At 74.7% G+C, this 24,887-nt stretch carries 17 protein-coding genes; 11 read left to right on the top strand and 6 right to left on the bottom strand.

Annotation, left to right across the window (positions count from 1 at the left end):
• Position 1: 1 nt before the first annotated feature.
• The 3 genes from ACIBAI_RS03065 (at position 2) to ACIBAI_RS03075 (ending at position 5,208) form a co-directional block, all read left to right on the top strand.
• Positions 2-2,230, top strand: a complete 2,229-nt coding sequence (locus ACIBAI_RS03065) for a CDP-glycerol glycerophosphotransferase family protein (protein ID WP_399030670.1) — start codon at positions 2-4, stop codon at positions 2,228-2,230.
• Positions 2,227-3,501 (top strand): hypothetical protein, encoded by a 1,275-nt coding sequence (locus ACIBAI_RS03070; RefSeq protein WP_399030728.1) that lies wholly within the window; start codon positions 2,227-2,229, stop codon positions 3,499-3,501. The genes ACIBAI_RS03065 and ACIBAI_RS03070 overlap by 4 nt, the downstream gene beginning before the upstream one ends.
• Before the next feature lie 114 nt (positions 3,502-3,615).
• Positions 3,616-5,208: a hypothetical protein gene (locus tag ACIBAI_RS03075; RefSeq protein ID WP_399030672.1), complete on the top strand. Its 1,593-nt coding sequence runs from the start codon at positions 3,616-3,618 to the stop codon at positions 5,206-5,208.
• Between the two features lie 45 nt (positions 5,209-5,253).
• Here ACIBAI_RS03075 and ACIBAI_RS03080 read toward each other — a convergent pair whose 3' ends face one another.
• Positions 5,254-5,667, bottom strand: coding sequence for an organic hydroperoxide resistance protein (locus ACIBAI_RS03080; protein WP_399030673.1), 414 nt, complete (start codon positions 5,665-5,667; stop codon positions 5,254-5,256).
• Positions 5,668-5,820: 153 nt separating this feature from the next.
• On the opposite strand from ACIBAI_RS03080, the gene ACIBAI_RS03085 reads away from it, so the two are divergent.
• From ACIBAI_RS03085 to galE, 3 genes are all read left to right on the top strand, one after another.
• Positions 5,821-6,285: a MarR family winged helix-turn-helix transcriptional regulator gene (locus tag ACIBAI_RS03085; protein ID WP_399030674.1), complete on the top strand. Its 465-nt coding sequence runs from the start codon at positions 5,821-5,823 to the stop codon at positions 6,283-6,285.
• Between the two features lie 143 nt (positions 6,286-6,428).
• Entirely contained in the window at positions 6,429-8,057 is a 1,629-nt protein-coding gene (locus tag ACIBAI_RS03090; RefSeq protein ID WP_399030675.1) for a glycosyltransferase family 2 protein, read from the top strand.
• Between the two features lie 115 nt (positions 8,058-8,172).
• The gene (gene galE, locus ACIBAI_RS03095; RefSeq protein ID WP_399030676.1) at positions 8,173-9,153 is read left to right on the top strand and encodes a UDP-glucose 4-epimerase GalE; all 981 of its coding nucleotides are present in this window, start codon (positions 8,173-8,175) and stop codon (positions 9,151-9,153) included.
• A 135-nt stretch (positions 9,154-9,288) separates the two neighbouring features.
• Here the strand turns inward: galE and ACIBAI_RS03100 are convergent, their stop codons facing one another.
• Entirely contained in the window at positions 9,289-9,927 is a 639-nt protein-coding gene (locus tag ACIBAI_RS03100) for a TetR/AcrR family transcriptional regulator (protein WP_399030677.1), read from the bottom strand.
• A 196-nt stretch (positions 9,928-10,123) separates the two neighbouring features.
• Here ACIBAI_RS03100 and ACIBAI_RS03105 point away from each other — a divergent pair, with 196 nt between their 5' ends.
• The 4 genes from ACIBAI_RS03105 to ACIBAI_RS03120 all read left to right on the top strand — a co-directional run bounded on the left by ACIBAI_RS03105 (position 10,124) and on the right by ACIBAI_RS03120 (position 15,819).
• A complete protein-coding gene (locus tag ACIBAI_RS03105; protein ID WP_344608889.1) occupies positions 10,124-11,044 on the top strand; it encodes an ABC transporter permease in 921 nt (306 codons plus the stop codon).
• Positions 11,037-11,876: an ABC transporter ATP-binding protein gene (locus tag ACIBAI_RS03110; RefSeq protein ID WP_399030679.1), complete on the top strand. Its 840-nt coding sequence runs from the start codon at positions 11,037-11,039 to the stop codon at positions 11,874-11,876. Before ACIBAI_RS03105 ends, ACIBAI_RS03110 begins: the two co-directional genes overlap by 8 nt.
• Before the next feature lie 80 nt (positions 11,877-11,956).
• Positions 11,957-14,158, top strand: coding sequence for a CDP-glycerol glycerophosphotransferase family protein (locus tag ACIBAI_RS03115; RefSeq protein ID WP_399030680.1), 2,202 nt, complete (start codon positions 11,957-11,959; stop codon positions 14,156-14,158).
• A complete protein-coding gene (locus tag ACIBAI_RS03120; protein ID WP_399030681.1) occupies positions 14,155-15,819 on the top strand; it encodes a glycosyltransferase in 1,665 nt (554 codons plus the stop codon). The genes ACIBAI_RS03115 and ACIBAI_RS03120 overlap by 4 nt, the downstream gene beginning before the upstream one ends.
• 22 nt (positions 15,820-15,841) lie before the next feature.
• Here the strand turns inward: ACIBAI_RS03120 and ACIBAI_RS03125 are convergent, their stop codons facing one another.
• Together ACIBAI_RS03125 and ACIBAI_RS03130 are read right to left on the bottom strand one after the other, a co-directional pair.
• A complete protein-coding gene (locus ACIBAI_RS03125) occupies positions 15,842-17,326 on the bottom strand; it encodes a hypothetical protein (protein WP_399030682.1) in 1,485 nt (494 codons plus the stop codon).
• Positions 17,327-17,406: 80 nt separating this feature from the next.
• Positions 17,407-22,362 (bottom strand): NAD-glutamate dehydrogenase, encoded by a 4,956-nt coding sequence (locus tag ACIBAI_RS03130; RefSeq protein ID WP_399030683.1) that lies wholly within the window; start codon positions 22,360-22,362, stop codon positions 17,407-17,409.
• 599 nt (positions 22,363-22,961) lie between these two features.
• Between ACIBAI_RS03130 and ACIBAI_RS03135 the strand changes: the two genes are divergently transcribed.
• Positions 22,962-23,528 carry a DJ-1/PfpI family protein gene (locus ACIBAI_RS03135; RefSeq protein WP_399030684.1) on the top strand — a complete coding sequence of 189 codons (567 nt, stop codon included), beginning with the start codon at positions 22,962-22,964 and terminating at the stop codon, positions 23,526-23,528.
• A 43-nt stretch (positions 23,529-23,571) separates the two neighbouring features.
• On the opposite strand, the gene ACIBAI_RS03140 is transcribed toward ACIBAI_RS03135, so the two are convergent.
• The gene (locus ACIBAI_RS03140; RefSeq protein ID WP_399030685.1) at positions 23,572-24,237 is read right to left on the bottom strand and encodes an HAD family hydrolase; all 666 of its coding nucleotides are present in this window, start codon (positions 24,235-24,237) and stop codon (positions 23,572-23,574) included.
• Between the two features lie 70 nt (positions 24,238-24,307).
• A complete protein-coding gene (locus ACIBAI_RS03145; protein WP_399030686.1) occupies positions 24,308-24,823 on the bottom strand; it encodes a DUF6912 family protein in 516 nt (171 codons plus the stop codon).
• Positions 24,824-24,887: the final 64 nt, after the last annotated feature.

A 24,887-nucleotide genomic window follows, 5' to 3' on the forward strand; every position in this document is an offset into this window, starting at 1 on the left:
CGTGCCCCGTTTCAGCGTGATCATCCCCTGCTTCAAGGTGCAGGGCTACCTGCGCGAGTGCCTGGACTCGGTGCTGGAGCAGTCCTACCGGGACGTCGAGGTGATCGCCGTCGACGACCGCTCCCCGGACGGCTGCGGCGCGATCCTCGACGAGTACGCGGCCCGCGACGAGCGGGTGCGCGCCCTGCACCTGCCGGAGAACGTCGGCCTGGGCCGCGCCCGCAACGCCGGGATGCCGCACGCCACCGGCGACTACCTGTTCTTCCTGGACAGCGACGACACCCTCACCCCGGGCGCGCTGCGCGCGCTGGCCGACCGGCTGGCGCAGACCGCCGACCCGGACGTGCTGGTCTTCGACTACGCCCGCACCTACTGGTGGGGCGGGACGCGGCGCAACGCCCTGGCGCGGGTGCTGGCCCAGGCCGGCGAGGGCACCTTCACCGCGGCCGAGCGTCCCGAGATCCTGAGCCTGCTGATGGTGGTGTGGAACAAGGTCTACCGGCGCGACTTCGTCGAGCGGGAGGGCTTCGCCTTCCCGCCGGGCTACTACGAGGACACGCCGTGGACGTTCCCGGTCCTGCTCAGCGCCGGGCGAATCGCCACGCTGGACCGGATCTGCCTGAACTACCGGCAGCGCCGCCGGGGCAGCATCCTGTCCACCACCAGCCGCCGGCACTTCGACATCCACGAGCAGTACGAGCGGGTCTTCGCGTATCTCGACGCCCGTCCGGAGCTGGCGGGCTGGCGGCCCTTCCTGCACACCAAGATGGGCGAGCACTGCCTCGACGTCCTCGCCAAGCCGGACCGGCTGCCGCCGTCCGCCCGGCGCGCGTTCTTCCGCCGCACGGCCGAGCTGTTCCGCGCCCACCGGCCCGAGGGCGCGGCCGTGCCGGCCGGGCTGCGGGTGCTGGAGGGCGGGTACGCCGCCTACCGCGTCCGGCGGGAGGCCGGGCGGGCGGGGCGCGAGCTGGAGCGGCGGGCGCGGCAGGCGCGGGCCGCGGCGGCCGGGCGGCTGGCACGCGGCCGGTCCGCGGTGCGCGCCCTGCGCCCGCTGGATCCGCACCTGGTCGTGTACTCGGCGTTCTCGCACCGGGGCGTCCTCGGCGATCCGGCGGCGATCTACCACAAGGCGCGCGAGATCGCCCCGCACCTGCGCGGGGTGTGGGTGGTGCGGGACGAGGAGACGGCCGCGGCGGCCGCGGCGGCGCTGCCGCCGGGCGCGGAGTGCGTGCTCCTCGGGTCCGCCGGGTACCGCCGGGTCACCGAGCGGGCCGCGTTCTTCGTCAACAACGTCAACTGGCCCGGCGCGCTGGTCAAGCGGCCCGGCAGCGTCCACATCCACACCCACCAGGGCACCCCGCTGAAGTACATGGGCGCCGACCTGCTCGCCAAGCCCGGCGCCCGGTACGGCCTGGACGTGCCGCAGATGCTGCGCCGCGCGGACCGCTGGGACTACAGCCTGGTCGCCAACCGGCACTCGGAGCTGGTGTGGGAGCGGGCCTATCCGTGTCGCTTCCGGTCCGCGCGGACCGGCAGCCCGCGCAACGACGTGCTGGTCGGCGCCGACGCCGAACACGGCCGGCGGGTCCGCGCCCGGCTCGGCGTCCCCGACGGCCACACGGTCGTGCTGTACGCGCCGACCTTCCGCGACTACCGCCGGGGCGGGTACGTCGAACGGATCGACCTGGCCCGGTTCGCCGCGGATCTCGGCGCCGACCACACCCTGGTCGTCCGGCTGCACCCCTCGCTGGCCGCCGGCCCGGCGCGCGGCATGGGCCTGGCCGAGCTGCACCGGCGCGGGGTGCTGATCGACGCGACGGACGAGCCGCACGTGACGGACCTGATGCTCGCCTCCGACGTGCTGGTCACCGACTACTCCGCCCTGATGTTCGACTACGCCAACCTGGACCGGCCGATCGTGGTCCACGCCGACGATCTCGCGGCGTACACCGCGAGCCGGGGCACCTACTTCGACATCACCGCCGAGGCGCCCGGCCATGTCGCGCGCTCCTACCGGGAGCTGGCGTGGCTGTTCGCCTCCGGGGCGTGGCGGGACGAGGAGGCGGCGCGGCTGCGGGCCGCCTTCGCCGGGCGGTTCTGCGAGTTCGACGACGGCCGGGCCGCCGAGCGGGTCGTACGGACGCTGCTGCTGGGCGAGGAGATGCCGGCGCCGGCCACCGCCCGGCTGCCCGCGCCGGCCGCCGCCCGCGACCTGCTGACCTCGTGGTGAGGCCGCGCACCTGGGTGCTGGTGGCGGCCGCGGTGTTCGCCGTGCTCCAGCTCGCGAACGTCACCGGCCGGGCCACCCCCGACACCCGGAACTACGTGTCGTACGCCCTGGGTCTGAGCGGCGCGGACAAGCGGGCGGCGGCCGCGGCCACCATCGACCACTACTGCGGGAGCAGGGCGTCGATCGCGCACCGCCGGCAGGACGTCGACGTGGTCCGCTTCCACCGGCCCGACCCCGCCCCGCGGGTGCGGGCCGAGTGCCGGGAGCGGGAGTGGCGGAAGGTCGAGCCGCGGCTGCGCGCCGGGCAGACCGGCGGGCGCACCGTGCCGTTCACCTCGGAGCGCTTCATGCGGATCTTCGAGGCGCGGCCCGGCTACCCGCTGTTCCTGGTGCCGTTCGTCACGGTGCTCGGCGTGACGTGGGGCGTGTGGGCGGCGGGGGTCGTCGTCACGGTGCTGGGCGGGGTCCTGGTCTTCCTGGTCCTGCGCACCCTGGCGGTGCCGGCGCCGCTCGCGTCGGCCGGCCAGGTGCTGTACTACGTGCTGCCGTGCGGGGCGACCGCCATGCGCCCCATGACGGAGGGGCTGCTGCTGGCGCTGACCCTGGCGGCGGTGTGGGGCTGCGCGCTGGTGCTCCGGGGGCGGCGGGAGCGGGCCGGGCTCGCCCTGGTCGGCGGTTCGCTGCTCGCGCTGTTCGCCGTGAAGCACTCGCAGGCGCTGTTCCTCGGGCTGTGCCTGGCCGGCGCGGGCACGGTGATCGCGCTGCGGCGGCGCCGGCGGGGCCGGGCGCCGGGGCGGGGCGTGTGCGCGGTGGCGGGGACCGGGCTGGCCGCCGCCGCCGGGACGCTGCTGCTGGCGCGGCTGCTGCACTACCCCTCCGCGTCCGAGAGCGTCCAGGACCTGCTCACCGACCACTTCGCCCGGCCCGACCGGGAGCGGCCGTGGCGGGAGTTCCTGCAGCTCCAGGGGCGTTTCTGGGTGGAGTGGCTGCGCCGGCAGCTGTGGGAGCCGCTGTTCGTGGCGGCGCTGGCCGCCGGGGTGTGGGGCGCGCTGCGGCGGCCCGCGTTCGGCGGATTCCTGATCGCCGCCGCGGGCACCGGGTTCCTCACCCAGGCCGGGCATCCGGACATCACCATCTGGGGCGAGCGGCTGATCGTGCTGGCGTGGCTGCTGCCGGTGCTGGGGGTGCCGCTGCTGCTGGAGGGGCTGGTGCGGTCGCGGGTGGCGCTGCCCGCGCAGGGGCACCCGGACCGGGCCTGCTCGATGAGGTGACGGATGCCACCGGCACGGCCGTACCTCACCCGATGAGGTGACACGGCGTCATGTCGCCGACGACCGGGGGAAGATACGGCAGATGCCCCGAATGCCCCGATTCCCCTCGGTCCGGTGAGCGCCGGAGTCCTCGTCCGGCGGACCGCGCGCGGCGGCGCGGCGCCGCGCGCCGGCCGTCGTCGGCGCCCCACCCCGTACCAGGTCGCCGGCCCGCTGTTCTGGCTGGTGGTGTCGCTGGCGTACTGGCGGGTGCCGTTGTGCTGCGACGCCGGCCAGCACGCGGCGGTCGTCGAACGCCTGGCGGCGGACCTCCTCGACCCGCGCCATCCGACGGCCGGCCTGCCGGGCGCGGGCAGCCCCTACTACTCGCCGTACGCCGTCGCGCAGGGCGTGGTCGCGCGGCTGACCGGGCTGGGCGGCTGGGAGGTGGTCCGGCTCGCCGGCCCCGTCAACCTGCTGGTGCTGCTGACCGGCGTCGGCCGCTTCGTGCGCGTGCTGACGCCGCGCCCGTGGGCCCCGGTGCTCGCGCCGGCGGCCATGGCGCTGCTGTGGGGCACCGAGCGGGCCTGGTGGAGCGGCTACCTCGGGCTGATGTCGATGACCGGCAACCTCGCCTACCCGTCGACGTTCGCGATCGGCCTGTCCTTCTGGGCCTGGGCACTGACGGGGGCGCGGGCGCGGCGGGGCTCCCTCCCGCCCGGGCGCGGCGGGGGGTCCGCGGGCCCGGGGTCCGGGCGGCGCGCCGGGCCGGGCGGGCTGCCGCGCCCGGCCGGGTACGCGGGGCTGGGCGTGCTGTACGGGCTGATCCTGCTGGTGCACCCGATCACCTCGGTGGCGGCGGCGCTGGGCGCGGCGGCCCTCGTCGCCGGGTGGCAGCGCAGGTGGCGGCCGGCCGTGGCGGGGCGGTGGGCGCTGACCGGGCTCGCGGCGCTGACGGCCGCGGCGTGGTGGCCGTACTTCGACGTGCTGGCCCTCGCCGGGGACCGCAGCGTGGACGCGATGCACCGGCGGCTGTACCTGCACCTGGGCGGGCAGTTCTGGCTGGCGCTGCTGGGGCTGCCGGCGCTGTGGCTGCGCCTGCGCCGCTCGGCGCGGGACCCGCTGGTGCTGATGTTCGCCCTGGACTGCCTGGTGGTGGCGTACGGCTGGGTCAGCGGCCACTACACCTACGGCAGGATCCTCGGGCTCACGCTGGTGCCGCCGCAGTTCGCGCTCGCGGTGGAGCTGGCCCGGCCCCGGCCGTGGGGGCCGCGGCGCCGGCTGCTGGGCGCGGTCGCGGCGGCGGGCGCCTGCCTGGGCTTCCTCACCGTGCACGCGGGGGCGGTGGTGCCGCGCCCGCTGGATCCGGTGGGGTTCGCGCAGCCGCCGCGGTGGCCGGCGTACGCGTGGGCCGCGCGGCACATCGGGCCCGGCGAGGTGGTGATCACCGACGGCTACTACGCCGTCCACGCGATCGCCGGGTACGGCCCGAACCTCGCCGCGCCCGCCTGGCCGGACCCGGCCCTGGACGAGCGGGAGCGGCGGCGCCGGCTCGCCGATGTGCGCGCCTTCCTGGCCCCTGGCTCGACCCGCGCCGAGCGCGCCGCCGTCGTCCGCCGCTACCACGTGCGGTGGCTGCTGCTGACCCGCTGGCGGCCGGTGCCCGAGGAGGCCGTGGTGGTCGCGCGGAACGGGCGGACGGGGGAGGTGCTGGCGCGGATCGGGTGACCGGGCGGGAGGGCGGCCCGCCGGACGCCGGCCGCCCGGCGCCGCCTACTCGACGACGAGGTCGACCGGGATGTTGCCGCGGGTGGCGTTGGAGTAGGGGCAGATCTGGTGGGCCTGCTCGACCAGCTTGCGGCCGGTCGCCTCGTCCACGGTGCCGGGCAGTTCGACGCGGAGGGTGACGGCGAGCCCGAAGCCCTCGCCCTGCTTGCCTATGCCGACCTCGGCGGTCACCGCGGCGTCGCTGACGTCGACCTTCGCCTGCCGGCCGACGAGGGCGAGGGCGCTGGCGAAGCAGGCGGAGTAGCCGGCGGCGAAGAGCTGCTCGGGGTTGGTGCCCTGGCCGGTGCCGCCCATCTCCACGGGGACGGCCAGCTGGAGGTCGAGGCGGCCGTCGGAGGAGACGGCGCGGCCCTCGCGGCCGTGGGTGGCGGTGGCGGCGGCGGTGTAGAGCGCGTCCATGGAAGATCCATCCCTTTCTGGGGTCCGGAAGCCGGGAGGCGGGGTCGTGGCGGCCGGCCCGTCCCGGAGGGGACCGGGCCGATCCACGACCCCGAGTAGAGCACACAATTAAATTGCACGCAACTAAATAGCGGAAGGAGTTACCCTGGGCGCATGAGCACGCCCACGGCGGACTGGCTCCGCCTCGACCAGCAGATCTGCTTCTCGCTGAATGCCGCCTCGCGCGCCTTCGGCGGCGTCTACCGCGTGATCCTCAAGGACCTCGGGCTCACCTATCCGCAGTATCTGGTGATGCTGGTGCTCTGGGAGCACGGCGACCTGCCCGTGAAGAAGCTGGGCGAGCACCTGCGCCTGGACTCCGGCACGCTGTCCCCGCTGCTGAAGCGACTGGAGGCGGCCGGCCTGGTCCGGCGCGAGCGCAGCACGCGCGACGAGCGGTCGGTGCAGGTGCGGCTGACCGAGGAGGGCGCCGCGCTGCGCGGGCGGGCGCTCGAGGTGCCGCGCCGGATCGCCGCCGCGACCGGCTTCGACCTCGACGAGATCCGCGAGCTGCGGGCCCGCCTCGACCAGCTCACCACCGCCCTGGACGCGGCGGCGGCGGAGGAGGCGAACCGCTAGGCCCCGCCGTCACGGCTCCCGCCCGCCGGGCCGCGCCGCCGCGCCCGCCGCGGGTCCGGTTTCATCCTCTTCGCTCGGCTTTGCCGCCGATCGACCGCGTGTAAGCATTTTCATCGTGTTCACCCGGCTTACGATCCGCCGTGATGAACGCCGCACCCCCCGCCGCACCGGAGCGCCACAGCCTCCCCCGGGTCGCCGTCGTCGTGATCGGGTACGACGACGCCGGTCACGTGGCGGACGCCGTGCGCTCGGCGCTGGCCCAGGGCCCCGCCGTCCGCGAGGTCGTCGCCGTCGACGACGGCTCGACCGACGGCAGCGCGGACCTGCTGGCCCGCCTGGCCCGGAGCGAGCCGCGCCTGCGGGTGGTCCGGCGCCGGGTCAACAGCGGCGGCTGCGGCAGCCCGCGCAACACCGGCCTGGCCACGGTGACCTCGCCGTACGTGATGTTCCTGGACAGCGACGACGTGCTGCCGCCCGGCGCGGCGGACGCGCTGCTGACGGCGGCGGAGGCGGAGCGCGCGGAGGTCGCGAGCGGGCTGTGCGTACGCCGTGAGCTGCCCTCGGGGCGCGAGGTGCCGTGGGAGGGACGCCTGTACGCGCAGCGCGCCGTGATCACGGACCCGGCGCGGGTCCCGCGTCTGGTCCACGACACGCTCTGCGTCAACAAGCTCTACCGCACCGGCTTCCTGCGCGCGCACGGCATCCGCTTCCCCGAGGGCCGCTTCCCCTACGAGGACGTCGTCTTCACCGCGCGCGTGCTGGCCGCCGGGCCGCGCATCGTCCTGGTCCCGGACCGGGTGTACACGTGGCACGTGCGCCGGTCCGCCGCGCGGCTGTCGATCTCGCTGGACCGCGCGGGCATCGGCAACTGGCAGGCCCGCACCGAGGCGTGCCGGCAGGCGCACGCGATCCTGCTGGGCGCCGGGCGAAAGGAGCTGGCGCGGGCGGCGCGCGCCAAGTTCCTCGACCACGACCTGCGCATGTACGTGCGCGAGCTGGGCCTGCGCGACACGCACTACCGGCGTGCGTGGTGGGCGCACACGCGGGCGTGCCTCGCGGAGTACGACGCGGCCGACTGGGCGCGCGACCCGGCCGCGCCGGGCCGCCTCGCCGCCCGGGTCGTCCTCGCCTGTCCCGAACCGCGCGACCTGCCCCGCCTGACGGAGCTGGCGGCCCGCCCGGCCCGGCTGCTCCCGCCGTACGCCCGCGCCCCCGACTCCACGCCCGTGTGGTCGGACGACCTGCCCGAGCTCAGCCTGGAGCCGCTGCTCACCCGCCCGGTGCCGCTGCTGCCTCTCGCCGTCGACGCGGAACTGCGCCCCCGCGCCCGTGCCGCCCGCCTCCGGCTGCGCCTGCACGAGCTGTACGGCCGCCTCGCGCCGGCCGGCCCGGAGGCGGTGGAGGTGGAGTGGCGGCACCGGGAGAGCGGCCGCGCCGGGCCGCGCCGCACCGCGCCCCTCGCCCCGTCCGCCGGGGACACCTGGTCGGCCGAGACGACGGTGGACCCGGCCGGCCTGGCCGCGCTCGGGACGGGAGCCTGGGACCTGCGTCTGCGTGTGCGCTTCCGCGACGGAACGCATCGCGAGGTCACGGCGCACGCGCTCACGGGCGCTGGACGGATGCGCCCTCGCGCCGTCCCGAGCGCCCGGCACGGCGTGGTACTCGTACAGCCGTACGCGACGCACTCGGGCGCGTTCGCGGTGCGCCTGGCGCGCGGCGTGCGCGGTGCCGCGTCGGCGGTCCGCGGAAGGCTCCGCCGCCTGCTTCACTGACAGTCGACCGGACCGGACGGAGCGAGGCCGACAGCCGTCCGGACCGGGCGGAGCGACCGGGCCGGACGGGTCCGGACCAGCGACCACGGGCCAACTGACGAGGGGACGGCCGCACATGACCTGGCTGATCACCGGCGGCGCCGGCTACATCGGGGCGCACGTCGTACGCGCGATGACCGAGGCGGGCGAGCGGACGGTGGTGTACGACGACCTGTCCACCGGGATCGCCGAGCGCCTGCCGGACGGGGTGCCCCTGGTGGTCGGCTCGACCCTGGACGGCGAACGGGTCCGGCGCACCCTGGCCGGCCACCGCGTCACCGGTGTCGTCCACCTCGCGGCGAAGAAGCAGGTGGGCGAGTCGGTGGAGCTGCCGCTGCACTACTACCGGGAGAACGTCGAGGGCCTGCGGGTCCTGCTGGAGGCGGTGGCGGCGGCCGGCGTGCCCGCCTTCGTGTTCTCGTCCTCGGCGGCGGTGTACGGCATGCCGGACGTGGACCTGGTGACGGAGGAGACGCCGTGCGCGCCCATGTCGCCGTACGGCGAGACCAAGCTGGCGGGCGAGTGGCTGGTGCGCGCGACGGGCCGGGCGACGGGCCTGTCCACCGCCTGTCTGCGCTACTTCAACGTGGCGGGCGCGGCGTGCCCGGAGCTGGCCGACGTCGGCGTCTCCAACCTGATCCCCATGGTGTTCGAGAGGCTGACGGAGAACGCGCCCCCGCGCATCTTCGGCGACGACTACCCGACCCCGGACGGCACCTGCGTCCGGGACTACATCCACGTGGTGGACCTGGCCGAGGCCCACGTCGCGGCGGCCCGCGCGCTGCGCTCCGCCCCCGGTCTCGCCCTCACCCTCAACATCGGCCGCGGCGAGGGCGTCTCCGTCCGCGAGATGATCGACCGCATCAACGCCGTCACCGGCCGCGGCCGCCCCCCTGCCGTCGCCCCGCGCCGCCCCGGCGACCCGGCCCGCGTCGTCGCCGCCGCCGACCGCGCCGCCGCCGAACTGGGCTGGAAGGCCAAGCACGACGTCCAGGACATGATCACGTCGGCGTGGGAGGGCTGGGTGCGGCTGCGTCCGGAGGCGGCCCGCGGCTGACCGGGCCCTCCCGGCGGCCCGCCCCCGCTCACGCGCCCGGCCACGCCCCGCCGGGATCCACCGGCCGGCCCCCGAGGGGGGCCGGTCCCGGCCGGCCGCGCCGGGCGCCGGGGCGCCTCCTCGCCGGCGCCCGTCTCACAGCGCCCTGAGCGCCTCCGCCGTGGCCCGCGCCAGCGCCGCCAGGTAGCCCTTCGGCAGCCCGGGGCTGCGGATCACCACCGAGCGCCAGTACAGCGGCCCCGAGATCAGGTCGAGGGCCAGCTCCTCGTCGATGCCGGACCGCACCTCGCCGCGCCGCTCCGCCGCCGCCACGATGCCGCTGGCCACGCCTTCCTGCCCCTCCCGCAGGGCCTTCCGCAGGGCCTCGGCGATGTCCGGGTTGCGGGCCGCCTCGGCCTGGAGGTCGGGGATGACCTGCGAGGCGACCGGGTGGCGCAGGGCGCGGGCCGTCACCTCGTACAGCAGCCGCAGGTCGCCCTCCAGCGAGCCGGTGTCCGGCGCGGGCAGGCCCTGTGCCGCGACCGCCGAGACCAGGTCGAGCACCAGGTGCAGCTTGGAGCGCCAGCGGCGGTACACCGCCGTCTTGCCCACGCCCGCCCGGCGCGCGATGCCCTCGATGGACATGCGCGCGTAGCCGACGGCCGCGAGCTCCTCGAAGACGGCCGCCCGGATGGCCTGCGTCACGTCCTCGCGGAGCACGGCCGCCCCCGCGGGCGCCCGGCGGCGCGGACGCGGCTGGGGCTCGTCGGCGTTCGTCGTCATGCGGACCAGCATAGGCGTTACGACGGAACGGTTGCGTTCCGACGCTCCTGGCCCTACGCTCACGTTGCGACGATACGGTGCCGTCCCGACGTAGGAGAACGTGGGGAGTCACGCGGGAGAACGGCGAACGACGTCCGGTCACCCCGGCCACCCGCACGGCCGCCACGCTCACCCACCCCACCCCCGCCCCCGAACGAAAGCAGCGGATGTGAGTCAGGTCCTCCACACACCGCCCCCGACCCGACGGGCCCCGGCCGACGACGACCTCGCGGCGCTCGCCGCCCGCCACGGTCTGTCGGTCAGCGGGGCCCGCCCCTCCCTGCCCGAGTACGTGCGCCGGCTGTGGGCGCGCCGCCACTTCATCGCCGCCTTCGCCACCGCCAAGCTCACCGCGCAGTACAGCCAGGCGAAACTGGGCCAGGTCTGGCAGGTGATGACGCCGCTGCTGAACGCGGCGGTGTACTACCTCGTCTTCGGCGTGCTGCTGCAGACCAAGGAGGGCGTGCCGGACTACGTCCCGTTCCTGGTGACGGGCGTGTTCATCTGGACGTTCACCCAGAGCTCGATCATGGCCGGCACCCGCGCGATCTCCGGCAACCTCGGCCTGGTCCGGGCCCTGCACTTCCCGCGCGCCGCGCTGCCGCTGTCCTTCTGCCTCCAGCAGCTGCAGCAGCTGCTGTTCTCGATGGCGGCCCTGGTCGTCATCCTGCTCGCCTTCGGCGTGCCCCCGGCCGCCTCCTGGGTGCTGGCGGTTCCGGCCCTGGCGCTCCAGTTCACCTTCAACGCGGGCGTGTCGATGATCATGGCCCGGGTGGGCGCCAGAACCCCGGACGTCGCCCAGCTGATGCCGTTCGTGCTGCGCACCTGGATGTACGTCTCGGGCGTGATGTGGAGCATCGACCACCTGCTCAGCGAGCGCGACGGCCTGCCGTCCTGGGTCGGCCCGGTGCTCCAGGCGAACCCGGCCGCCGTCTACATCGACCTGATGCGCTTCGCGCTGATCGACAGCTTCCACGCGAGCCGGCTCCCGGAGCACGTGTGGGCGACCGCCACCGGCTGGGCGCTGCTCGCCGGCGTCGGCGGCTTCATCTACTTCTGGAAGGCTGAGGAGACGTACGGCCGTGGCTGACCACACGCGTCCCGCGCAGGAGAGGGTCCCCACCGTCATCGCCGACGGCGTGGACATCGTCTACCGGGTCAACGGCACCGGGGCCGGCCGCGGCTCCGCGACCGCCGCCCTCAACCGCATCCTGCGCCGCGGGCGGGCCGAGAAGGCGGCGGGCGTGCGCCGGGTGCACGCGGTGCGCAACGTGTCCTTCGTGGCGTACAGGGGCGAGGCGATCGGGCTGATCGGCACCAACGGCTCGGGCAAGTCGACCCTGCTGAAGGCCGTCGCCGGGCTCCTCCCGGTGGAGAACGGCCGGATCTACACGGACGGCCAGCCGTCCCTGCTCGGCGTGAACGCCGCCCTGATGAACGACCTGACCGGCGAGCGCAACGTCCACCTCGGCGGCCTGGCGATGGGCATGTCCCGGGAGCAGATCAAGGAGCGCTACCAGGAGATCGTCGACTTCTCCGGCATCAACGACAAGGGCGACTTCATCACCCTGCCGATGCGCACCTACTCCTCCGGCATGGCGGCCCGCCTGCGCTTCTCCATCGCCGCCGCCAAGGACCACGACGTCCTGCTCATCGACGAGGCGCTGGCCACCGGCGACCGCTCCTTCCAGAAGCGCTCCGAGGCCCGCATCCGCGAGCTGCGCAAGCACGCGGGCACGGTGTTCCTGGTCAGTCACAACAACAAGTCGATCCGCGACACCTGCGACCGGGTGCTGTGGCTGGAGCGCGGCGAGCTGCGCATGGACGGCCCGACGGACGAGGTCCTGAAGGAGTACGAGGCGTTCGCCGGCGGCACCGCCGGGGCGGCCAGGTCCGGGCCGAAGGCCTCCCTTCCCTCCTGAGGCGCAACAGCGCCCCCTCTTTCACCCGGTTGATGCCACTATGACCAGATGAGGTGTGCCGAGGTGAAGGAGTCCCCGCGATGCCCGAGACCCCCGTACTCAGCGTCGTCGTCCACGGCCCGAACACCCAGGACCATCTGACCGGGCTCCTCGACTCCCTGGCCGCCCACCCCCTCGCGGACACCGAGGTGATCGTGGCCGCGGTCGGCGGCTGGGCCCGGGAGACGGCCGAGCGGCACACCCCCGCCTTCCAGGTGCTGCCCCTGCCGGACGGCACCGGCGACGCGGCGGCCCGGGCGGCGGGGGCGGCCCGGGCCGCGGGCCGCTGGCTGCACTTCGTGCGCGCCAAGGACGGGCTGCCCGCGGGCGCCCCGCGCACGATCGCCGAGCGGGCCGCCGAGCTGCCCGAGCCGGTGGACGTCCTCCTGGTGGACCACGTCCGCAGCACCTGGCGGGCGTCCGGGCTGCCCTCCCCCGACGGCGCCCTCCTCGCCCGCGCGGGCCGCGCCGACCTCGCCCTCGACGACTGCGTGCCGCTGCTGCGCCTGACCCCGCTGCTCGGCAACCGCGTCCTGCGCGCGGACTTCTGGCGGGCCCACCGGGGGCGGCTCGGCGCGGACGACGAGCCGTTCGCGGCGTACGCGGCCCTGCTGCTGGCCGGCCGGGTCGCCTGCCTGCCGCACATCGCCTTCGAGGACCGCCGGCTGCGGCCCCAGAGCCTGCCCCCGGTCACCCCCGAGCAGCGCTACGCCCTCGTCGACCGCTACGAGACCCTCCTCGACCTGGCCCGCGACCGCCCGGCCGCCCACGCCGTCCTGTACGACCTGATGGTCCGCGACTGCCTGCGCACCTTCGCCCGCGCCGGCCTGCCCGCCCCGGTCGCACGGGAGTTCTTCCGGCGGGCGTCCCTGGCGGCCCTGCGCCGCCGCCCCGAGGACCACCACCGCCCCGCCGGGCTGGACGGCATCCGCCGGCAGCTGCTGGAGGAGGGCGCCTACGGCAGGTACCGCGCGCTCCAGGCCGCCAACCGCGCCCGCCGCACCGCCAGGTCGGCCGTGCGGACCCAGGGACAGCGGGCCGGCGCCCGGCTCCGCGACCACCGGTACCGCAGGGCGCTCGGCCGCCCGGTCGACCCCGCTCTGGCCGTGTTCTCCGCCTACTGGAACCGCGGCGTGGCCTGCAACCCGGCCGCGATCGCCGCCGAGCTCGCCCGGCTGGCCCCGTGGATCCGCCCGGTGTGGGTGGTGACCCCGCGGAACGCGGCCCTGCTGCCGCCCGGCACCGACCACGTCCTGCCCGGCACCCGCCGCTACTGGGAGGTGCTGGCGACCGCCAAGTACCTGGTCAACAACGTCAACTTCCCCGACGCGGTGGTCAAGCGCCCCGACGCGGTCCACGTCCAGACCCACCACGGCACCCCGCTCAAGCGGATGGGCCTGGACCAGATGCCGTTCCCGGCGGCCGCCCGGGGCCTGGACTTCCGCGCCCTGCTGGAGCGCATCGACAAGTGGGACTACAGCGTCTCCGCCAACAGCCACACCACCCGGATGTGGGAGCGGGCCTACCCGTCCCGCTTCGTCTCCCTCGACTACGGCTATCCGCGCAACGACGTCTACTACACGGCCGGCGCCGCGGACGTCCGCGCGGTCCGCGACCGGCTCGGCGTCGCGCCGGGCCGCCGGGCGGTGCTGTACGCGCCCACGCACCGCGACTACGAGGCCGGCTGGACCCCGCGCCTGGACCTCGCCTCGCTCGCCGACCGCCTCGGCGAGGGGACGGTCCTGCTGGTGCGCGGCCACTACTTCTACGACGGCGCGGCCTCCCCCCTGACCGGTCTGCGCCGCGCCGGCCGCATCGTGGACGTCTCGCCCTACGAGCCGGTCGAGGAGCTCTGCCTGGCCGCCGACGCCCTGGTCACCGACTACTCGTCGATCATGTTCGACTACGCCAACCTCGACCGCCCGATCGTGGTCTACGCCGACGACTGGGAGACGTACCGCACCACCCGGGGCGTCTACTTCGACCTCATGGCCGAGCCGCCGGGCCGCGTCGCCCGCACCCAGGAGGAGCTGACGGAGATCCTCGCCACCGACGCCTGGCGCGACGAGGGCGCGGCGAAGGCGCGGGCCGCCTTCCGGCGCCGGTTCTGCGAGTACGACGACGGGCGCGCCGCCGAGCGCGTCGTGCGCCGGGTCTTCCTCGGCGAGGACGAGGGGGCGCTGCCGCCGGTCCTGCCGCTCGGGGAACGCACGCCGGCGCCCCGGCCCGAGGAGGCCGTATGACCCCCGACGTCACCGTGACGGTCATCGTCCACGACGACGCCGCACGCCTGCCCCGCGCGGTCGCCTCCGTCCGCCGCCAGACCCACGCGGACATCGAGATCGTCATCAGCGACGACCACTCGACGGACGAGACCCCGCGGATCGCGCGGGAGCTGGCGGCCGCGGACGCCCGCATCCGCCACCTGCGGCTGCCGGAGAACAGCGGCGGGTGCGGCGCCCCGCGCAACCGCGCCCTGGAGATCTCCCGGGCGCCGTACCTGATGTTCCTCGACAGTGACGACGAACTGCCCGAGCGGGCCGTGGAGGTGCTGCTGGCCGCCCACCGCGAGCGGGACATCGACTTCGCGATGGGCGCGGTGCAGCGGGTGCGGGTGGACGACGGCCGGCGCTCCACGTGGATGCCGCACCTGGTGGCCGAGCGCCGCACGCTGGACGGCATCGGGGCCGACCCGCGGCTGTTCTTCGAGCACCTGGCGACGAGCAAGATGTACGCCCGCGCCTTCCTCGACCGGCACCGGCTGCGCTTCCCGGAGGGCATCCACTACGAGGACCAGCTGTTCTCGGCGCAGGCGTACTGCCTGGCGAAGGCGTTCACGATCGTTCCGGAGCCGGTGTACCGCTGGTACGTGGCGCCGTACGCGGCCGGTGACGCCGCCTCCATCTCCAACCAGCGGCACAAGCCCGCCAACGTCCGCGACCGCGTCCACGTCCAGCGCCTCATCGACGACTTCCTGGCCCGCAGCGGGCACGAGTCGCTGCGCGAGCACAAGGACTACAAGTTCCTCAAGCACGACTTCCGGATGTACGCCGGGGACCTGCCCCACCGGGACGAGGAGTGGCTGGCGTCCTTCGCGGACATCGTGAACCCGTACCTGGCGACGCTGGCGCCGGGCGCGTACGCCCGGCTGCCGCGCGCCGAACGGGTCGTGCTGCAACTGGTCCGCGACCGGCGCCTGGCCGAGGCGCGGCTGGCGGCCCGCGGGCTGGGCCACGGCGTGGCGCCGCGGACGGTGACGACGGACGCGGACGGCCGGACCTACTGGGGCGACCGGGTGCCGGACACGCCCGGGGCCCGCCGTGAGCTCGACGTCACCGACCTGGAGCTGGACACCCGCCCCTTCCCCGGCGCCCTGTTCCGGCACGAGATCACGGAACTGACCCGGGGCCCGGGCGCCTCGGCCGACCTGACCGTGCGGACGTACGATCCGGCCCTGCGCCTGCCGGTCGGCCCGCAGCGCGCCACCCTCCTGCTCGCCCCCGGGCGGCACCGCCTGACGGTCCCGTTCCGGCTCTGCCCGGTGCGCCCCGGCGTCTTCGAGGGCCGCGTCCACCTCGACCTGACGGCCGCCCGGCTCCCCCTGGAGGGCTTCGACGGCGTGCGCCACCCGCTGCTGCGTCTCACTCATCAGGGCCTGAGCAACACCGGCCTGCTGCTGGCTCCGCTCGGCTTCCCGCCGTTCACCACCCGCGTCGACCGCCGTCTCGGCGTGGCCCCGCACCAGGTCACCGTCGAACCGGAGGGCCACGGCCCGGGCCGCCTCCAGGTGCGGTGGCGGCCGGTGGGGGTGACGGCGCGGGTGGTACGGCCGGTGGTGCGGCGGCTCGCGGCGCGGCCGGGGGTGCGCGGCGCCGTGCGGCTGGCGGCGAGCGCGCTGCGGTGAGGCGGCGTGCCGCGGCGGCGCCTCACCGGACCCGGTACAGCACCTGCCCGCCCGGTCCCCGCGCCACCGCCCGCAGCCCGTCCCCGCGCGGCCCCGCCCCCCGGTCCACCACCCACCGCACCCCGTACTCCCGCACGATGTCCCGGCGCACGGCCTCGGGCGTGCCGGCCGCGAAGTACCGCCGTACGGCCTCCCGCCGGCGTTCCTCGTCCGGCAGGAAGAAGTCGGGGTAGCCGGGGGCGACGGTGTAGGCGCCGTACGCGGGGATCTGCCGGGCCGGCAGGGTGCGGGCCATGACGACGTCCCCGTACCTCACCCAGGGCGTGATCCAGTGGTATCCCGTCCACGGCGTCCGGTACCGGGCCGCGACCGGCTCCGGCAGCGCGCCCCGCCCGACGACGTACCCCACCGTCCCGGCCTGCGCCCACGCCCCCACCGCCAGCGCCCCGGCGAGGGCGCACGCCCAGCCGGCGCGCACCGCCCGCCGTCCGGCCCGCACCGGCTCCAGGGCCGCGGCGAGCTGCGCCGGCAGCAGCGCGGCGGGCAGCGCGCGCCCCCACGAGTAGTGGCCGCTCAGCCCGCCCGCCGCGAACACCAGCGCGCCCAGCGCGAAGAAGAGCACCAGCGCGTCCCGGTGGTCGCGCCGCCACCGCGGCACCAGCGCGGCCACCCCGAGCAGCACCAGCCAGTACCGCCCGGGCAGGTCCCGGTACAGGGGCCGGTGCACCGGCTCCAGGCTCCCCCCGGCGCCCAGCAGCGCGAAGAAGTCGTAGTACGGCCACCACCACAGGACCGCCAGCCCCAGCACGAGCCCGGCGCCGAGCCGCGCCCACACCGCCGGCCCGGCCCGGGCCGCGAGCACCGTGGCGAGCGCGCCCAGCGAGGCGACGACCCCCGAGAACTGGTGGCAGAGCAGGATCACCGCCCACAGCGCCCCGAGCCCGGGCCAGGTCCCCCGTCCGGCCGGGCCGCGCAGCGCCCGCGCCAGCCGCGCCCAGAGGTGGAAGGCGAGCCCCAGGGCGCACACGCTGGGGTAGGACACCGTCAGCGCGAGGGAGTTGAGCCCGAGGAAACCGCTCCAGTTGAGCGGGACCGTCCCCCACAGCAGCACCAGGCCGAGCAGCGCGAGCGGGGGCGCGGCCCGGTGCGCGCTCAGCGTCCGCACGTACCGCCACACGCCCGTGACCAGCAGCGCCAGCCCGGCCAGGGCGCCGACGCGCAGCACGACGAAGACCGACAGCCCGCTGAGCCGGGCGAGGCAGCCGAGCAGCAGCGTCCACGGCGAGTAGTACGGGCTCGGCGTGTCCGCGTCGACCAGCGGGTTGCCGGGGTCGGCGAGGCGGTGCCGCAGGCGTTCCACGGTCGCCGCGTGCATGCCGAGGTCGCCCACCCAGGGCAACCGGACGATCACCAGCAGGAGCAGGGCGAGGACGAGCGCGGCGGCCGCCCCGGGGACGGCCGCCGCGCGCGGCACCACCGCGCGCGGCGTCCCGGAGCGTTCCCTCACGCGGAAACTTTATCCGGTATGTCCGAATGGCGAGGCGCCCCGGGCCGTCGTGGCCCGGGGCGCCTCGTCCGCGCCCGGCGTTACGAGTGGCTCCGCAGCAGCGTCCGCATCGTGCGCATCGCCACCGACAGGTTGGCGAGGTCGAAGGAGTCCGAGGACTGGATCTCCACCAGCGTGGCGCGGGCCCGGCTCAGGATCGCCGCGTTCCTGGCCTCCCACACCTCGAAGCGCTGCTCGGGCGTCGAGGTGCCGTCGCCCGCCGACAGGACGTCGGCGGTGAGCGCCGCGTGCGCCGCGTACAGGTCCTCGCGGATCGCCGCGCGGGCCATGGACTGCCAGCGGTCGGCGCGGGGCAGCTCGCTGATGCGGTCCATCAGCTGGGTGATGCGCAGCCGGTCGGCGAGGTCGTAGTAGACCTCGGCGACGTCCAGCGGCTCCTTGCCCATGCGGTCGGCCACCGAGACGATGTCGAGCGTCGGGAAGGCGGAGGAGAACCCGGCCACCCGGGTGGCCAGCTCGTCCGGGACCCCGGCGCCGGTCAGCTCGTCGTGGATCTTCTGGTACCACTCCAGGTCCGCGCCGCGCAGCAGCTTCGGCAGCTGGGACCAGACCTGCTCGACGCGGTCGGCGAAGAAGCCGACGGTCTCCGCCAGCTCCAGGGGCTGCGGCCGGTTGTTGAGCAGCCAGCGCGTGCCGCGCTCCACCAGGCGGCGCGAGTGCAGCCGGATGCGGGTCTGGACGGTGGCCTCGACCCGGTTGTCCAGAGCCTCCACCGCGTCCCACACCGGGTAGGCGCGGAAGATCGCGCGGGCCGCGGTCTGCGCCCGGACGATCTCCTCCAGCGACGCGCCGGTCTCCTCGCGCAGGCGGTGCAGATAGGTCGTGCCGCCCGTGTTGACGGTGTCGTTGACCAGGACCGTCGTGGTGATCTCCCGGCGCAGCGGGTGGGTGTCGATGCGCTCGGGGAACCGCTCGCGCAGCGCGGTCGGGAAGTACGCGTGCAGCAGGCCCTTCAGGTACGGGTCGTCGGGCAGCGAGGTGTGCAGCAGCTCCTCGGCGACCGTGATCTTGGTGTACGCCAGCAGGACGGCCGTCTCCGGGCCGGTCAGGCCCTGCCCGGCGGAGAGCCGTTCGCGGATCTGGCGGTCGCTGGGCAGGAACTCCAGCGCCCGGTCGAGGTGGCGCTCGCGCACCAGGTGCTTCATGAAGCGCTGCTGGGCGTGGAGCATGTCCTTGGACTGGGCCAGCGCGTTGGCCAGCGCCGTGTTCTGCGCGTAGTTGTTGCGCAGCACCAGCCGGCCGACCTCGTCGGTCATCTCGGCGAGCAGCTTGTTGCGCTGCTTGACCGTCAGGTCGCCGTCCGCGACCAGGCCGTTGAGCAGGATCTTGATGTTCACCTCGTGGTCGGAGGTGTCCACGCCGGCGCTGTTGTCGATGGCGTCGGTGTTGATCCGGCCGCCGTGCAGCGCGAACTCGATCCGGCCGAGCTGGGTCAGGCCCAGGTTGCCGCCCTCGCCCACGACCTTGACGCGCAGGTCCCGGCCGTCGACGCGGATGGCGTCGTTGGCCTTGTCGCCGACGTCGCCGTGGGACTCGGCGGAGGCCTTGACGTACGTGCCGATGCCGCCGTTCCACAGCAGGTCCACCGGCGCCTTGAGGATGGCCTTCATCAGGTCGGCCGGGGTCATCTTGGTGACCTTGTCCTCGATGCCGAGGGCCTCGCGGATGTGCGCGTTGACGGGGATGGACTTGGCCGTCCGCGGGAACACGCCCCCGCCGGGGGACAGCAGACCGGTGTCGTAGTCGGCCCAGCTGGAGCGCGGCAGCTCGAACAGGCGGCGGCGCTCGGCGTAGGAGACGGCCGCGTCCGGCTTGGGGTCGATGAAGATGTGCCGGTGGTCGAAGGCGGCGACCAGGCGGATGTGCTCGCTGAGCAGCATGCCGTTGCCGAACACGTCGCCGGACATGTCGCCGATGCCGACGACCGTGAAGTCCTGGCTCTGGGTGTCCACGCCCAGCTCCCGGAAGTGCCGCTTGACGGACTCCCAGGCGCCGCGGGCGGTGATGCCCATGCCCTTGTGGTCGTAGCCGGCGGACCCGCCGGAGGCGAAGGCGTCGCCGAGCCAGAAGTCGTACTTCTGCGCGACCTCGTTGGCGATGTCGGAGAAGGTGGCGGTGCCCTTGTCGGCGGCGACGACGAGGTAGGTGTCGTCCCCGTCGTGGCGCACCACGCCCGGCGGCGGCACGACCTCGCCGGCCACCATGTTGTCGGTGATGTCGAGCAGCGCCGAGATGAACGTCCGGTAGCTGGCGACGCCCTCCGCCAGCCACGCGTCGCGGTCCGCGGACGGGTCCGGGAGCTGCTTGGCGACGAAGCCGCCCTTGGCGCCGACCGGCACGATGACGGTGTTCTTCACCATCTGCGCCTTGACCAGGCCGAGGATCTCGGTGCGGAAGTCCTCGCGCCGGTCGGACCAGCGCAGGCCGCCGCGCGCGACCTTGCCGAAGCGCAGGTGCACGCCCTCCACGCGCGGCGAGTACACCCAGATCTCGAACGCCGGCCGGGGCGCCGGCAGGTCGGGGATCGCCTGCGGGTCGAACTTCATGGCGACGTAGTCGTGCGGCCTGCCGTCGCTCTCCGTCTGGAAGAAGTTGGTGCGCAGGGTCGCCTTGATGACCGTGAGGAAGGACCTCAGGATCCGGTCCTCGTCGAGGCTGGCGACCTGGTCGAGGGCCGCGTCGAGCTCTTCGAGGAGGGCGTCGACGATCTCGCGTCCGGCGCTCTGCCGGTCCGGCGACATCCGCGCCTCGAACAGGGAGACGAGCAGGCGCGTGGTGTGGACGTTGTTGCGGAGGGTGTCCTCCATGTAGTCCTGGCTGAAGGTGGACCCGGCCTGGCGCAGGTACTTGGCGTACGCCCTGAGCACCATCGCCTGCCGCCACGTCAGGCCCGCGCTGAGCACCAGGGCGTTGAAGCCGTCGTTCTCCGCCTTGCCGGTCCAGGTGGCGGCGAACGCGTCCTGGAAGCGCTCGCGCGCGTCGTCGCCGAAGTGGTCGCCGCCGCTCTGCGACCGGGGCAGGCGCAGGCCGAAGTCGTAGATCCAGGCGATGCCGCGGCCCGCGCAGCGCAGCTCGTACGGCCGCTCGTCGACCACCTCGACGCCGAGCCGGTTGAGCACCGGCAGGACGGCGGACAGGGAGATGGCGTCGCCCTTGCGGTAGATCTTGAAGCGGCGCTCCTCGGGCGCGGCGCCCACCGGCTCGTAGAGGCTGAGCGCGAAGTCCCTGCCGTCCCCGGCGTCGCCGAGCTGTTCGAGGTGGACGAGGTCGGCGACCGCGCTGCGCGGGCTGTGGTCGGCCTTGTAGCCCTCGGGGAAGGCGTTGCCGTACGCCCGCGTCAGCTCCGCGGAACGCTCCTCGCCGAACTCGGCGTTCAGCGCCTCGGCGAACCCGTCCGCCCAGGAGCGGGCGGCCTCGACGAGGCGGGCCTCGATGCGCTCCTTGTCGGCGTCGGACAGCTCCGGCAGTTCGGTGCCCTGCGGGACGCGGACCACGAAGTGCAGCCGGGACAGGATCGACTCGGTGTTCCAGGCGGTGAAGTCGACGCTGATGCCGCCGAGTTCCTCCTTCAGGATGTCGATGATCCGCAGGCGCACGCCGGTGGTGTAGCGGTCGCGCGGCAGGTAGACCAGGGCGGAGTAGTAGCGCCCGTACTCGTCCTGGCGCAGGTAGAGGCGGAGCCTGCGCCGCTCCTGCAGGTAGAGGACGGAGGTGACGATGGCCTGCAGCTCGTCGACCGGGGTCTGGAACAGCTCGTCGCGCGGGTAGGTCTCCAGGATCTGCAGCAGGTCCCGCCCGTCGTGGCTGTTGGGCGAGAACCCGGCGCGCTCCAGCACCTCCGCCACCTTGCGCCGGATGACCGGGACGCGGCGCACGGACTCGGTGTACGCCGCGGAGGAGAACAGGCCGAGGAAGCGCCGCTCGCCGACGACGTTGCCCCGCTCGTCGAACTTCTTGACGCCGATGTAGTCCAGGTACGACGGCCGGTGCACGGTCGCCCGGCTGTTGGCCTTGGTCAGGATCAGCAGCTTGTGCTCGCGGGCCTTGGCGCGGGCGTCGGCCGGCAGCCGCTCGAAGGACGGGCTGACGGGGTGGCCCGCGTCGTCGGCGTGGTGCGGGTCCGAACGCAGTATGCCGAGGCCGGTGCCGGGGACGGCGGCGAGGGAGTCGTCGCCGCGCAGCTGGTACTCGCGGTAGCCGAGGAAGGTGAAGTGGTCGTCGGCCAGCCAGCGCAGCAGCTCGCGGGCCTCCTCGACCTGCGGCGCGGGCAGGTCCTCGGGGAGGGGTTCGCCGGGCAGCCCCTCGGCCAGCCGGGTCGCCGCGTCCCGCATCTTGCCCCAGTCCTCGACGGCCTCGCGGACGTCGGACAGCACGCGCAGCAGGTCGGCGGTGATCTGCTTCAGGTCGGCGCGGTCGGTCTCGCGGTCGATCTCGACGTGGATCCAGGACTCGACGTGCGCGTCGTGCGGGAGGTCGCCGGTGCGCTGGGGGGCGAGCACCTCGACGAGCTTGCCGGTGACGTCGCGCCGGACCACGAACTGCGGGTGGATGACGACGTGGATGCCGCGCCCCTGCCGGGTGAGCTCGTTGGTCACGGAGTCGACGAGGAACGGCATGTCGTCGGTGACCACCTCGACGATCGTGTGGCTGCACGTCCAGCCGTTCTCCTCCACGGTCGGGGTGTGCACCCGCACGCTGGCCGTGCCCTGCGGGCGGTTCTCGGCCAGCCGGTAGTGCGAGACGGCGGCTCCGAAGACGTCGACCGGGTCACGGCCGGTGAGGTCCTCCGGGGCGGTGTGCAGGTAGTAGCGCTGGAGGAACGAGAGCACGGACTCGCTGTCCGGGGTGCTCGGGGTGTCCGGGGTGCCCTCGCTCGTCGTCCCGGTCGGTAGGTGTCCCCCGACCGGACTGTTCTCAGCTACCCGGGCGGCCCGATCGAGCAGCTCGGCCTTTGCTTCGTCCAGCTTGGTCTGCATTGTCCTCTGGCTCCTGTCGCGCGCCGTTGCGTGACGTAGAAGGAAGTACGGTCTCCTGCCTTCCGACGTGACGCCGTGACGCGGGGTGTCCGGTCTGCTTCGACGCTATGCCGCAAGGTGGGAGGGGCGGGGGCGTATGAGCCATTTTTGAGCTGCTCCATCGGTGTGACGCCGCTCTCCGTGACGCCGCGCCCCGAGGAGTGCTCGGCGTCCCGGGACCTCTCGGCGCCCCGCCCCGCCCGCGAAGATCAGCGGCCGCCGCCCGGTCACGGACGCGGTCCGTGTCCACCGGGCGCAGGGCAGGGGCGTCGACGCCCCCGCGAGCTATCGCGCTGATCACGCCACCAAGGCTATCGCTCCCCCCAGGGGACCCGTCATGAGCCGTATGTGTACAAAACCGAGGGGGGAAGTTTGACGTTCTGCACAGTGCGGTGGGGCGCCCGGGCCACCGGGCGCGGTCGTCGCACCGGGGACGGGGGTCCTCCGCGCCGCGCCCCCGGCGGCGGGGCCGCCGCCGGGGGGCCGCGCCGAGACGGCCGCGGACGACATGGCCTGCCCGCCCCCTTGGCACGGCCGCCGTCACGGGGCACGGTGCCGGTATGACCGTGAAAATCCTCATCGTCACCGGCGACGCGGCGGAGTCCCTGGAAGTCCTGTACCCCTACCAGCGCCTGCGCGAGGAGGGCTACGACGTCCACGTCGCGGCCCCCGCCCGCAAGAAGCTCCGGTTCGTCGTCCACGACTTCGAGCCCGGCTTCGACACCTACACCGAGAAACCCGGCTACACCTGGGACGCCGATCTCGCCTTCTCCGAGGTGGATCCCGCCCAGTACGCCGCCGTCGTCGTCCCCGGCGGACGCGCCCCCGAGTACCTGCGCAACGACCCCGACCTCCGCAAGATCCTCACGTCCTTCCTCGACTCCGGCAAACCGGTCGCGCAGATCTGCCACGGCCCCCTGCTCACCGCGGCGGTGGACGGTCTGCGCGGCCGCCGCGTCACGGCGTACCCCGCGCTGGAGCCGGACATGCGGGCCGCCGGTGCCCGCTTCCAGGACGCCGAGGCGGTGGTCGACGGCACGCTGGTCTCCTCCCGCGCCTGGCCGGACCACCCCGCCTGGATGCGCGAGTTCCTGACGGTGCTGCGCGCCAAGGCGCCGGTGACCTGACCGTGCGCTCCCGGTGCGGCGCTCCTCCGGGCGCCGCACCGGTTCAGGCGGCCAGCCGCTCCGCCTGGGCGACCGCCTCCTCCAGGGTGTCCACCACCGGTACGCCCACCGCTTCCAGACTGGCCCGGCTGTGCGAACCACCGGTGTAGAGCACGGCCCGTGCCCCCACGTGCCGCGCCGCGACCGCGTCGTCGGCGGCGTCCCCGATCACCACCGTGCGCTCCGGGTCCACGGCGGCGAGCGCCTCCAGGTGCCGCACCATGTGCTCGGCCTTGCTGCCGCCCGAGGGCCCCGTCCGCCCGTCGACGCGCACGAAGTGCGCCTCGATCCCGAAGCCCCTCACCAGCGGGACGAGGTCGTCGTGCCCGTACATGCTGAGGATGGACTGGCTGTGCCCCGCCGACCGCCACCCCGCCAGCAGCTCCGGCGCGCCCTCGGTGAGCCCGCACCTCACCCGGTGCTCGGTGTAGTACCGGTGGAAGACGCCGTCCATCAGCTCCCACTCGGCGTCGGTCGGCAGCCGCCCCAGCAGCCGCTCGTAGAACTTCGGCACCGGCACGCAGTACAGCTCCCGGTACCGCTCCAGCGTCAGCGGCTCCAGGCCCAGCTCGGCGAAGGCCGCGTTCGTCGCGCCGATGATCGCGTCGTTGTCGTGGAACAGCGTGCCGTTCCAGTCCCAGACGATGTGCGCCCCAGTCAGCTTCCCCATGCCCAAGACCGTACCCGCCGCCGCCGACGACGGCCGGGAGGACGGCCGCCCGGCGGCGCCGCCGGGCGGCTCAGCCGCCGAGTCCCACCAGGTTCGGGATCTCCTGCGTGGCGTACCACAGCAGCTCGTGGTCCTCGGCCCCGTCCACGACGAACTGCGCGTCGTCGTCCCCGCCGTCCGCCGCCGGAAGCGCCTCGGCGGCCGCCGTCACGTCCGCCTCCGCGTCCGCCGCGTCGACGTGCACCGAGGCCGCCTTGGCCAGCGGTACGGTCCCGGTGACCCGTACCTCGCCGAGCGCCGCCGGGTCCAGTCCCCGGTCCGGGTCGGCGCTCGCCGCACGGTCGGGTACGTCGACGGCGACCACGACCCGGCGCCGGGGCGCCGCGGGATCCGCCGCCAGCAGCCGCAGCGAGGCCAGCGCGGCCCGGCTGAGCGCCGCGTACTCCAGTTCCTCGATGTCGTCGGAGAGGTACCACTCGCGCAGCCCGGGCGTGACGGCGTACGCGACGAGCGGTCCGGCCCCCAGCTCACCCGTCTTGTACGCCTCGGCGAGACCGGGGAGGGTCAGGGGGACGTAGACGCGCATGGCTGGCCGCTTTCGTGGTCGGGGGGCTCCGCGGTGACCCCCGGAAGGGCGGTGCCGCACCTCC

The sequence above is a fragment of the Streptomyces sp. NPDC051041 genome, from assembly GCF_044456065.1.
GTDB lineage: Bacteria > Actinomycetota > Actinomycetes > Streptomycetales > Streptomycetaceae > Streptomyces > Streptomyces glaucus.